Raw genomic sequence first — 12016 nt, forward strand, 5'->3', positions numbered from 1 at the left:
CCCGTCATGGCAGCAGAAAGTCCAGTGGGGGGGGGGGGGCAATAATTGGGTAATAACACGGGATGTCGTCGTGGAGGCGGACAAGGCTAAAGAGGAAGCCAAGATGGAAAGCCAGCAGACGATGATCATCACGGCGGCAGACATTGCCAAGAAGCAGGCGAAATCCGTAGAAGATATCATATTCAGCGAGACCGGCGTATCCCGGACAGTGGACGCCATGGGTCGTGTCACCGTATCCATTCGCGGCGCCGAACCTCGCCATACGCTCATCCTCATCGACGGACAGCCCGTCATGGGGGATTTTGCCAAGTACAGCGGCGCCGGCGATGAATTGCAGCGTCTGGGTACGGAAAACGTAGATCATATAGAGATCATCCAGGGAGCAGCGTCGGCCAAATACGGGTCTGACTCCATTGGCGGTGTCATCAACGTCATCACAAAGAAAGCGGCCAAGACGGCGGGTCTCCAGGTGAATGTGGAAGGCCAGAGAGCCAAGCAGGACGGCGATATCTTCCCCTATCAGAACTTCTTCCTGCGGGCGGACAGTGGTCAGATCGGGAAATTCCGGGCCGCCGTGTATGGCAGTAAGCGGGAGATCATGCCTGTATATAGCGTGAAAGAGTATGGTGATTCACTGAACGGAGGACAGGTACGCAATTCCCTGCGGTATTACGGCGATATCAAAAATATAGGCATGTCCGGTTCGTATGAGATCAACGACCGTAATAAAATCGATTTTAACATGGATAAAACAAAAGAAGATATGGAGCGTAATATCAAACATTCTGACGCCGCGCCGCAGACTCATTTCAAACGAGATCTGGATCGCAGTACCTATCGCATGACCTATACAGGCAATAACGGCGGCAGTACGGATTGGAAATTTGATGTGGATTATGCCAAAATGAATGAAGACGACATTACCCTTACGACGTTATATGCCAATTCCAAATATCAGGGAAAAAATACCCTGGACTATGTCGATAATATCATGCATAAGCAATACAATATTAAGGCTTCAGCCAATACACAGATCAATGATTCCCATTTATTGACTTATGGTTTCGGCTATACGAAGGAAACCGGCGAAGGCAGCCGCATCAAAAATGCGCCGGATACGAAGTCCCGCTATATTGATCCCTGGGCATACGATAAAAACCTGAAGGAAAATTGGCTTGTACAGGATGGGGCTAATCCCGTCGATATGGGGCCGTCATCCAATGTGCACGACTATGCCATGGCGTTCAATGACAAAGGGATTCCTTACTATGATCAGGATTACGAATATTACGGTGCAAAAAACGGACAGGGAAAGCCGGCGTTTACATATGATGATTACATTAAATACGGTGCATATGCCTATGGTGCGTCGTCCGATGTTATTGCCCGGCGGGATGAATTTGCGGCACAGCTGAAGGCGCAGAATCCTAATCTTTCATTTACGGCTGCTGGTGTCCTTATTGATACATATTACAATGATTTTTGGAAAAAGCAGGCTGAACAGACGGGTCTTAGTTATGTTTCCAGGTTTAACGGCAAAGAGTTTAAAGAAGAATACAATTTGCGGCAGAACCGCCAAACTATAGGCCGCGTGACATTGAAAAAGCAGAATTTTTATGTGCAGGATACGTGGCAGCTCAACCCCAATACGATTCTCTCTCCCATTGTCCGCATCGATCACAGCGACTTATTCGGTACCAATGCTACCTTTAACATGGGATTAACTCATAACCTGGGAGGCAGGGTAAACCGGCGTTTCAAAGCGAATATCGGCACAGGTTATACGGAACCGGGCATGGGAGAATTGTATTATAACTGGGAAATGTATGCCGGCACGCCGGCCGGACATGTACCGGGACTAGGCGATGAAATCGGCCGCCTGGGCTATTACTGGGTCGGTAACCCCTATCTGAAACCGAAAAAATCAGTTAATTTTGATGTGGGAATAGAAGGGGAAACCGGTAAAACGTCGGCGCGGCTTAATGTATTCCACAATCGGATTAAGGACTACATGAGCACCTATTTTACGGGAGAGATCATGGATTTCCATCCCGGCGCGTCTATTGTCAAATTTCTGGCGCCGCCGGATATGATTTACAGTTTTAAAAATATCGGCAAAGCTGAAATTACCGGTGTAGAAGCGCAGATTGAGCAAAAATTCGATGACCACTGGTCAGGGAAGCTGGGGTATACGTATCTCCATGCTATAAACAAGAGTGATCCCGATATGCCGGAACAGCTGCTCGATAAGCCGCAGCATAAAATTGATATTGGCATTACCTATGAAAACAAAGGCTGGCGGGCTTCTTTGTGGGGCGATTACTATATCCACATGCTTGACAGCAACAGCATTACCAACAACGGCAATTATATGGAATCTGGTGACAAGGAGGTGCATTACTTCTATAAGGATAAAAGTGACTGGTCTTATCAGAAGAAAACCTTTGGACTGTGGAATCTCCTTATTCAGAAGGAGCTATCTAAGGATTCTACCGTATATGTTGGCATTGATAACCTGTTTAATCACCGTGATGACGATCAGGCTTTTATGGAACGGGTCTATAAATTCGGTGTCAATTTAAAATTTGGTGCGGATGGACAGGACAACGGACCGGCAGCGAAGACGGTGGGAAAAGCTAAGAAATCGATTCGTGCCAAGCTTCGTGATACGGATTGGTTCATTAAAGCCCCTTTTGACACGGAAAAACAAGAGGGTGTCGAATTCATCGGTGATTACCGGGCCAGGTGGAATTCCTTTACCGGGAAAATCAAGCCGTCGGAAATGCGTGTCACGCCGACAGCTAGTGTCGGCACGGCCTATAAGAATGTTCTGGAAAAGTCTGAGCATGGTTTCGAACAGCGCCTTCATACGGGTATTGAAGCCCGTATCGGTGATAATACCAATGTGATACTCCTTGGCAGCGCTTCCGGCATGAGCGGCGTCGATACGAAACATGACGTCAGTGATTCCAAGGGGTTGAACCACCAGCGAGTGGATACGATTGACGTAACCCAGCATGCTGAAAAGTGGGATTTCTCCATTGGGCGATTGACGGAACCAATGGGAACGACGGGCTATTGGTTTGGCAAGGAATACGACGGCGGCCGGGCCGTATGGACCAGCGGCAAGAATCAGGTGCGTCTGGGCTACGGCGACTTCGGCAGCAGTACTGGCATCAATGATTCTGCCTATACGCATGCTACGCGGCAATTGTTCATGCGGGCGCCGACTAAATATGAATGGCTGGGGTATGACAGCAGCAAGAACTATCCGTATGACGGCGTATTTAGTGATATGGTCGTCTCCAAGCCTGGCTTTGACGGATTATATCAAAAGCTGGCTGAAGCATCTACGCCAGAAGAACAGAAAAAGATCCTAAATCAGTATTTGGAAATTATCAAGAAGGATGCGCCAGATACCTATAATACCATAATAAATGAAACCCAACGGTTCTCTATTAATACCTTTGCCTGGAAAAAGATAACCGTTACAGATATGCAGGGGAATCCCGTAGGCACCTATTTGGCCATGGCTAGTTCCCAATCAAATCAAAGCGATAAAATTTCATTTGCTGATTTCTTTGATAAAGAGAAGCTCCAGAATGAAGCGGGAAAGATATGGGATAAGTTGTCTGGTTCTTTGGAAAAAAACGCAGACTATACATGGAAAGTATCTAATAATGAAAGCTTTCTTTTATCACCTGGACAATACCACTTTAAAGAAGAATTTTTAGGATATGGTGAATATAAGGGCAGCCAGATTCTGCAACCTTTGATAACGCAACGGGGCATGGTTATTTCTACAGATAAGATCAATCAAGATGAGTTCAATTGGTTTGGCACAGGAGAGGATGCCCGGTAGGAAGCAAGGGATAAGGCCTCTCAGTCTTTGTGGAATAAGGATTATTCTCTTAAAGGTTACCATTCCTGGAAACGTCTGACTGAGGAGTTTGCGGTAGGTATGGATGGACATACGACACACGGAGATATGGCGGCTACATTATTTGAAGCTATAAAAATCATGGCGGGGTGGAGCCCGGAAGACGGAAGTGAAATGCAGCTGCATTTGTTGGAAGCTATGGGAATTCTTCTGCCGCAATGGGGAACCGTCCTCGTCCAGGATCAGATCCCGCCTATTGACAAAGCAGTTTTCGCCCAAGCCAAGCACCAATTCGGCGACGACTTCGGCGTCCAGGCGTGGTATCTGCGGTCTGTCGGTGACGACACCCATTCCATCGCCTATGCCAACGGTGATCATAACGACGTGGCGTCCTTTGATCAGCTGGCCAACGTCATCGGTCTCGGCGCGACGTGGCGCATCGGCGACAACATTCGCCTGTCCTACGACTGGGGCCAGAATCGCACGGACTTCGGCCGCTTTATGAATGGCAATACAATCTATCAGCATGAATCCGGTACGTCAGACTTCGACATCGCCGGCCGGTCCAACGGCGGTACGCCGCGGTTCTGGGTGGCCCGCATCGATATCGGCAAGGCGGATACGGACAAACCGGGCAGCTGGAACGCTTTTGCGGATTACAAATATTTCCAGCACGGTTCTTTCTTCGGCGGCAATGGCACGGAAGGCGTGCCGGATCGCTACATGGACGGCATCAAGTCCTTTACCATCGGCGGCGGCTATGTCCCGGCCAAGGATTTTCTGCTCGAAGCCTTCTACACCTTCGGCGCCAAGGGTATCGGCAAGCGGGATACGCTCTACGGGCCGGAAACCTTTACGTTAGGCGATTATACGCGGGTGCAGGCTACGTTCAAATTTTAATGACGCCGGTATAACGCGGGGTACGTTTCTTTTATTCATAAAAAATCAGGACGGCATCGTTATGAGCTGGCGCTCACGACGATGCCGTCCTGATTTTTCATGCAAGCAGCGGGGATGTGCCGTAAGAGCAGTTCTGGCGTATCTCTGAGGCATATATCTTTAGTTCGTATGCACGGCGTTAGTAAATTGTCATATTTTTATCCGCATATTGCTGGAAAATCTTGATTGCCTCGTCACGGTTCATCTGTGTCAGGATCATGACGGAGGTATCGGTACAGCCTGTTTCGATAAAATGATAGATAAAATCATCACGGAAACCGATGGCGGCGGCATCTTTGGCACTGTTGCCATAATATACCGTTTTTATGTTGGCCCAGATGATAGCGGACAGGCACATGGGACATGGTTCGGCTGAGGTATAGAGCTCGCAGCCTGTCAGGTCATAGGTTCCCAGCTGCCGGCAGGCGTCGCGGATGGCCTGTATTTCCCCGTGGCACGTAGGATCGTTGTTTTTGATGACTTCATTGTGCCCGCGGCCTATGATGCGACCGTCCTTGACAATGACGGCACCAAAAGGACCGCCGTGACCGGTTTCCAGATTTTGTTCGGATTCTTTGATTGCTTCCTGCATGAAATTCATTCAGACACCTTCTTTCCTTCTATATGCTGTCATTATAGCATGTTTTTCATACAGGCTTCCATGCCGTTTTAGGTTTATTATAAAATGCCAAGAAATTTCCCCTCTTTTGGCGGCGGGCAATTTACGTTATAATAGTACTGATAGATTGTTGACTAGTACTGCATCAGAAATTTTTAGGAGGACAACTATGAAATGTCGTAATTGTGATAGAGAAGCCGTATATGATGACGGATTATGTGACGCGTGCCATCGCGCTGCCGAACAGGAACGGGCCAGAATCATGTCGGATAGGGAACGGGATAGCTTTCGCGGTCAGACCATCGAGGAAGACGGGACGGTACGCGATGAAAAAAGTGTATATGAAGAGCAGTCGGCGCGGCAGCAGGCACAGTCGGGCGTCCATTTTTATACAGCCGGGTTATCCTGGCGGGTCAAGCTGGCGCTGGGATTTATTATTTTTTGTGTTTTGTCGATCATTGTCAGTGCGCTTGGCTTTTTGATTATGGCTATGCCGTATTTGCTGGGGGCTTTGGTGATTTATTTTGTGTATAATATTTTAAAAGCGCTTTTTCACCGCTAGTACCGGGAGGATTATATGAAAGAAAAATTAGTGATTATTGACGGCAGCAGTCTGTTGTATCGGGCATTTTACGCGATTCCTACACTGACGGATAGTCAGGGACGATATACAAACGCAGTTTATGGTTTTTTGAATATGCTGCTCAAGCTGTATGAACAGCTTAATCCGCAGTATGTTGCCGTTGCGTTTGATAAAGACAAGCATACGTTCCGCAATGATATATTTGATGGCTACAAGGCAACGCGCAAGCCTGCGCCGGATGAGCTGCGGCCGCAGTTTGCGCTGGTGCGGGAAGTGTTGTCCTGTCTGGGAATCCATATTCTGGAATTGGAAGGATATGAGGGCGATGATATTATCGGCACGATTGCCCGTCAGATGGAGACGGAGAACCTGGATATTTCCATCGTTACCGGCGACAGGGATGCCTTGCAGCTTGTTGACGATCACGTTACCGTGCATTTGACCAAAAAGGGCATTACCAACATGCTGGATGTTACCCCGTCTGTGATGCAGGAGGAGTACGGCTATACGCCGTCTCAGGTCATTGATATGAAGGCGCTCATGGGTGACACGGCAGATAATATTCCCGGCGTACCCGGCGTTGGTGAAAAGACAGCGTTTAAGCTGATTGACCAGTTCCAGAGCGTAGAGGGCGTGTATGAACATCTGGATGATGTGAAGGGCAAGAGGCTGAAGGAAAATCTTACTGATAATAAGGATAAAGCCATGTTGTCCAAAAATTTGGCTACTATCCGCTGCGATGTGCCCATTGCCTATACCCTCAATATGTTTTTGCCGCATCCCCGCGAGGAGGATGTGGCTGAGCTGTTTCGCAGTTTGGGCTTTAAAAACCTGCTGGAACGGTTTGCCGCGTTTGATCGATTTTCCTCTATTGAAGCGGCGGTACCGGTTCAGCCGCTGGTTCTGCTGACCACGGAGCAGCTGCCGCCGCCGTCTCTTGCGGGCCGGCTTACCGCTGCCGAAGCCGTATACGTTTCCGATGTTCCGGCTCCCGCGCTGGAAACACTGAGCCTGGCTGTCGGGGAAGGTGTTCTTATCGTGCCGCCGGACCGGTACGGGGAGTATCTTACCGCCCTGACAACAGCAGACCGGGTCATTACGACGGACGGCAAACGTCTTTCCAAGGTGGTTTCCGTATATACAGAGAAGCAGCTGCCTCTGGCTGATATTATTCTTGCGGCATATTTGCTTGATCCTACACGGACTGCGTATGGACTGGCATATTTGTCGGAAAAGTTTGCCGTGCCCCTGTCAGAAACGGCAGAGGACAGCGTACGCCGTATTGCCGGAGATGCCTGGTTTGCCTATACTGTATGGCCCAAGGCTGCGGCAGAGCTGGAAGAAGCAGGTCTGATGCGCCTGTATACGGATATCGAAATCCCGCTGATCCACACGCTGGCGGCGATGGAGATGAATGGATTTACCGTTGATCGGGCGCTGCTGATGGACATGAGCCATGACTTGTCGCTGGAGGCAGACCATCTTGAAGAGGAAATTTATGAGGATGCCGGAGAGACCTTTAACATCAATTCGACAAAGCAGCTGGGTGTGATTTTGTTTGAAAAAATGAATCTGCCAGTTATCAAAAAGACAAAAACGGGCTATTCGACGGACTCAGCCGTTTTAGAGGCCCTCATGGACAAACATCTCGTCATCGGAAAAATACTGCGCTTCAGGGCCCTTAAAAAGCTAATTTCCACCTATCTGGATGGATTGGAACCCCTCATTTCCCGGGAGACGGGCCGTATTTATACGACCTTTAATCAAATGGTGACGGCTACAGGGCGTCTGAGCAGTTCGGATCCTAATCTGCAGAATATCCCTATCCGGACGGAACAGGGCCGGAAAATCCGGTCGTTGTTTGTGCCCGGAGAAGGCTACGATTACATCCTTTCCGGCGATTATTCACAGATTGAGCTGCGTCTGCTGGCTCATCTATCCCAGGATCCGACAATGGTAGACGGTTTTTTAAAAAATCAGGATATTCACCGGCGCACCGCGTCGGAGGTGTTCGGCATTCCCTGGGAAGAGGTCACGCCGGAACAGCGGTCTCATGCCAAGGCCGTCAATTTTGGCATTATTTACGGTATCAGCGATTTTGGTCTGGCCCGTAATATTTCCATATCACGCCAGCAGGCAAAGGAATATATCGAATCGTATTTCAAGCGATACAGCACGATTCACGGATATATGGACCAGCTCGTGGCGGAGGCGCACCGCACCGGCGTGACAAAAACCATGTTCGGAAGGCTCCGCAATCTTCCGGAAATCAACAGTACGAATTTTACGCGCCGTTCCTTTGCGGAACGGACGGCTATGAATACGCCGATCCAGGGCAGTGCCGCTGATATTATCAAGCTGGCGATGAATGCGGTGCAGTGTGAACTGGAGCAGCGCCGGCTCAAAAGCCATCTTCTTGTGCAGGTTCATGATGAATTGGTTCTGGAGATCCCGGCAGCGGAACGGGAGGAAGTAGAAAAAATATTGAAGGATAAAATGGAGCATATTGTAACACTTTCCGTACCCCTTATCGTCGATCTTCATTATGGAGCTAACTGGGAAGAGGCAAAATAGGAGGAATAATGCCAGAATTACCGGAAGTAGAGACGGTCCGGGCTTATATAGACCGGTGCGTTTCAGGACAATATATAAAGAATATTGAAATATTTCTGCCGCGGCTGATTAAAAATGCCACGGCTGAGGAGTTTGCTGCGGCGTTGACAGGGCAGATGATCCAGTCTGTCCGGCGTCGGGGAAAGTATCTTCGAGTGCAGTGCAGCGGGGCGGTGTCGCTGCTGGTGCATCTGCGGATGACGGGGAGTCTTTTGTATGAAGAGCCGTGTCGGGATGTCCCGGCCCGGAGGATTTTATTTCGGCTCAGCAAGGGCTGTCTTACATACCGGGATATACGGACGCTGGGATGTCTGTGGCTGGTGCCTTCTCAAGGGAAAACAGGCATCAGCGGCTATGATTCTCTGGGACCTGACGGCACGAGCCCGGAATTCACCGTACCGTATTTACAGGCGGCCTTGAAAGGGAGTCATCGGAAAATCAAAGCGTTTTTGCTGGATCAGACGGCCGTGGCCGGCTTGGGCAATATTTATGTTGACGAGGCTCTTTTTCAGGCCCATATCCGACCGTCCCGGCGTTGTGACCGCATCAGCAGAAGAGATAGTGAACGCTTGCATGATGCTGTTGTTCAGGTACTGCGGACGGGATTGGAAAATGGCGGTACGACGATTCGGGATTTTATCAACGGCAGAGGCAGCGCAGGGCATAATCAGGATTTTCTTTGCGTATACGGCAGAGAGGGCAAGCCCTGTCCCGTATGCGGCGAGCCTATCAAATACGTAAAGCTGGCAGGGCGGGGGACACGCTATTGCCCGCATTGCCAGAAATAAGGAGGGTACGCATGTATCGTATTGGATTGACCGGCGGGATCGCGTCGGGAAAAAGCACCGTTGTCGCTATACTGAAGTCCTGGGGGGCTGCGGTTATCGATTGTGACATCCTTGCCCGTCAGGCCGCAGCGCCGGGGTCTGACGGGCTGATTGCAGTGCGTCAGGCTTTTGGCCCGCAGGCGCTGCTGGCTGATGGAACGATGGATCGGGCCTATATCGGCAGCATCGTTTTTCAGGAACCGTCCCGCAAAAAGGAATTGGAGGATATTTTATTTCCTTTTATTCATCGACAGATTGCCGATGAAACAAGGCGGATCGAGAAAATTGAAAAAAGATTATTTCTTTTTCTTGACATGCCCCTGCTCTTTGAGGTAAAATATCATTCGTACGTTGATGAAGCATGGCTCGTGTACGTGGATCCCGAAACACAGCTCAGACGGCTGATGGCACGGAACAATTTTACGGAACGTGAAGCGTTGGCACGCATACAGGCTCAGCTTCCCATAGATGAAAAACGGTCATTGGCACAGGTGATCATCGATAATGCCGGTTCTTTGGAAAACACGAAAGAACAAGTGCGTCTTCAATGGGATCTGTTGATGTCCCGAATTCGAAATCTATAGGGGAAAATGCATTGAGACGGAAAAGTAACACTAAAGGAAAAATTATCATAGCGGTCATAGTGGCATGCTTTTCTGTATCCTATTTTTTTTCCTGGAAGGATACAGTTATGCGGGAGTTTGTTTATCCTCTCCAATATGATTACATGGTACGGCAGTATGCATATGAAGAACATGTCGAACCTGCTTTGGTAGCATCTGTTATTTTAGTGGAAAGCAAATTTGATCGGACGGCGGCATCTCACCGCGGCGCTGTGGGCCTGATGCAGATCATGCCGGATACGGGAGACTGGATCGCCGAAGAAATGAATTTGTCTGATTACCAGCCGGAACGGCTCAATGATGTGCGTACAAATATCCGGATGGGCACTTGGTATCTGGCGTATTTGCTGAAAGAATACGAGGGCAATAAGATACTGGCGCTGGCGGCATATAATGCCGGACGGGGACATGTCGATTCGTGGATGAAGCAATATGGGTGGAAAAAAGATTTTTCGAAAATCGAAGAAATACCCTTTTCAGAAACGCGGGAATATGTTAGAATAGTTTTGCTGAACGAAAAACAGTACAATCAACTTTATGGTTTCTAATTGATTATGCGGTTGTGGCGGAATGGCAGACGCGCTGTCTTCAGGCGGCAGTGATTAATTATCGTGCGGGTTCAACTCCCGCCAACCGCACCACACTTACCTTATGAATGAGACATTGATTGAAACACTCAAACAATGGAATATCATTACTGTTCTCCCACTTCAGGTGGGAGATTTTCAGTTATCGGAAGAACGTCGGATGATTCGGGAACAGGATGAGGACAAGGAATATCTTATCTTTATATACCGGAATGACCGGAATGGCTGGACTGTCCGGGCTGTTTTCAACCCGGCTTCCGGCGAGTTTTCCATCCGCACGGATATTGGCATGCTGGAATTTGCTCTTATTGAATTCATTACGGATGTCTTTGATCAGTTCCGTGCTATGGTGGAGGAACGCCTTCCCCGTATTATACAGACCTACTACGTAGACCGGTGCCGTAATTTCAGCGTTATCCTTCAAAATAAGGGATTGCCCGCTGTCGCGTGGGATTCCTTTCTTCCCGAAGAATACAAGGGGTTCCGGCGTCTTGTCAAGCCGAACGAGGCTGTGCGCATTATTAATGGCTCTTACATGGTTTTGTCATATTATAATGCGGAAACAAAAAGCGGACTGTCGGTGATGTATAATGTATTGCGCGATGATTTTTTTGCCGAACGGCGCATTCATAATTTTCCTAATCTGGTTCATGATTTTGACAGCGAGTCATTGAGGGATTTGCAGTCGGCACTGCAAAAGCGCCTGCTGCCCGTCTTGGACGAGATACTGGCCGATATGGATTGATTTATAGGCCGTCAGCGTTGTCACATGGGTTGACAGGTGGTATACTAAAAGTAACTTAGGCTTTTTTGTTAAGAGTGGGTGTACGCCCACTCTTAACTTTTACCCATACTATTTTGAAAGATAGCTGGTGAATACTATGAAACGTGAACGAATTGAAGAATTGATCGCACAGGAAGTAGAACAGATTATTGAAGGCACGGCGCTCGAATTGGTGGATGTTGAATATGTACGCGAAAAAAACTGGTATTTGCGTGTCTTTATCGATAAAGAAGGCGGTGTCGGCTTGGACGATTGTCAGGCAGTTAGTGAAAAGCTGAGTGCTGTGCTTGATGAGACGGATCCCATTACCGATAATTATTTGCTGGAAGTATCGTCGCCGGGATTGGATCGTATTTTGAAAAAGGACAAGGATTTTATCCGCTATGCCGGAAGAGATGTGGATATTCATTTCTTTAAGCCCTATCAGGGAACTAAGGATATGGTCGCCGTTTTGGCCGGGAAGAGCGCTGACGGTATGCTGACAGTACGCGTGGATGGAAATGAAGAAACGATCGATATGAAGGAAATATCACAAATCAGGTTGCATATTGATTTTTAGTG

At 48.6% G+C, this 12016-nt stretch carries 8 protein-coding genes, 1 tRNA gene and 1 pseudogene; 9 read left to right on the forward strand and 1 reads right to left on the reverse strand.

Annotated elements, in window-relative coordinates; all coding sequences use genetic code 11:
• Positions 1–52: 52 nt before the first annotated feature.
• Positions 53–4780: pseudogene (locus AB840_RS08845) on the forward strand (TonB-dependent receptor plug domain-containing protein).
• Between the two features lie 178 nt (positions 4781–4958).
• Here AB840_RS08845 and AB840_RS08850 read toward each other — a convergent pair.
• Positions 4959–5420 (reverse strand): nucleoside deaminase, encoded by a 462-nt coding sequence (locus AB840_RS08850; protein ID WP_048514479.1) that lies wholly within the window; start codon positions 5418–5420, stop codon positions 4959–4961.
• A gap of 187 nt (positions 5421–5607) precedes the next feature.
• Here AB840_RS08850 and AB840_RS08855 point away from each other — a divergent pair, with 187 nt between their 5' ends.
• The 8 genes from AB840_RS08855 (at position 5608) to AB840_RS08890 (ending at position 12014) form a co-directional block, all read left to right on the forward strand.
• On the forward strand, positions 5608–6000 hold the full coding sequence (locus AB840_RS08855) for a hypothetical protein (RefSeq protein ID WP_048514480.1): 393 nt from the start codon (positions 5608–5610) through the stop codon (positions 5998–6000).
• Positions 6001–6015: 15 nt separating this feature from the next.
• Complete coding sequence (polA, locus tag AB840_RS08860) at positions 6016–8595, forward strand: DNA polymerase I (RefSeq protein ID WP_048514481.1); 2580 nt, start codon at positions 6016–6018, stop codon at positions 8593–8595.
• 8 nt (positions 8596–8603) lie between these two features.
• The gene (gene mutM, locus AB840_RS08865) at positions 8604–9422 is read left to right on the forward strand and encodes a bifunctional DNA-formamidopyrimidine glycosylase/DNA-(apurinic or apyrimidinic site) lyase (RefSeq protein ID WP_048514482.1); all 819 of its coding nucleotides are present in this window, start codon (positions 8604–8606) and stop codon (positions 9420–9422) included.
• Between the two features lie 11 nt (positions 9423–9433).
• On the forward strand, positions 9434–10045 hold the full coding sequence (coaE, locus tag AB840_RS08870; RefSeq protein ID WP_048514483.1) for a dephospho-CoA kinase: 612 nt from the start codon (positions 9434–9436) through the stop codon (positions 10043–10045).
• A gap of 107 nt (positions 10046–10152) precedes the next feature.
• Positions 10153–10632, forward strand: coding sequence for a lytic transglycosylase domain-containing protein (locus AB840_RS08875; RefSeq protein WP_407657322.1), 480 nt, complete (start codon positions 10153–10155; stop codon positions 10630–10632).
• An 8-nt stretch (positions 10633–10640) separates the two neighbouring features.
• Positions 10641–10725 (forward strand) — tRNA-Leu (locus AB840_RS08880).
• 10 nt (positions 10726–10735) lie between these two features.
• Positions 10736–11416 (forward strand): hypothetical protein, encoded by a 681-nt coding sequence (locus AB840_RS08885; protein WP_234984827.1) that lies wholly within the window; start codon positions 10736–10738, stop codon positions 11414–11416.
• Between the two features lie 136 nt (positions 11417–11552).
• Positions 11553–12014, forward strand: a complete 462-nt coding sequence (locus tag AB840_RS08890) for a ribosome maturation factor RimP (protein WP_048514485.1) — start codon at positions 11553–11555, stop codon at positions 12012–12014.
• Positions 12015–12016: the final 2 nt, after the last annotated feature.

This window comes from Megasphaera cerevisiae DSM 20462, from assembly GCF_001045675.1.
GTDB lineage: Bacteria > Bacillota > Negativicutes > Veillonellales > Megasphaeraceae > Megasphaera > Megasphaera cerevisiae.

Coding starts and splice junctions, on each gene's coding strand:
- polA (WP_048514481.1), top strand. CDS start 6,016: ATGAAAGAAAAATTAGTGATTATTGACGGCAGCAGTCTGTTGTATCGG.
- AB840_RS08875 (WP_407657322.1), top strand. CDS start 10,153: ATGCGGGAGTTTGTTTATCCTCTCCAATATGATTACATGGTACGGCAG.
- coaE (WP_048514483.1), top strand. CDS start 9,434: ATGTATCGTATTGGATTGACCGGCGGGATCGCGTCGGGAAAAAGCACC.
- AB840_RS08855 (WP_048514480.1), top strand. CDS start 5,608: ATGAAATGTCGTAATTGTGATAGAGAAGCCGTATATGATGACGGATTA.
- AB840_RS08885 (WP_234984827.1), top strand. CDS start 10,736: ATGAATGAGACATTGATTGAAACACTCAAACAATGGAATATCATTACT.
- AB840_RS08850 (WP_048514479.1), bottom strand. CDS start 5,420: ATGAATTTCATGCAGGAAGCAATCAAAGAATCCGAACAAAATCTGGAA.
- AB840_RS08890 (WP_048514485.1), top strand. CDS start 11,553: ATGAAACGTGAACGAATTGAAGAATTGATCGCACAGGAAGTAGAACAG.
- mutM (WP_048514482.1), top strand. CDS start 8,604: ATGCCAGAATTACCGGAAGTAGAGACGGTCCGGGCTTATATAGACCGG.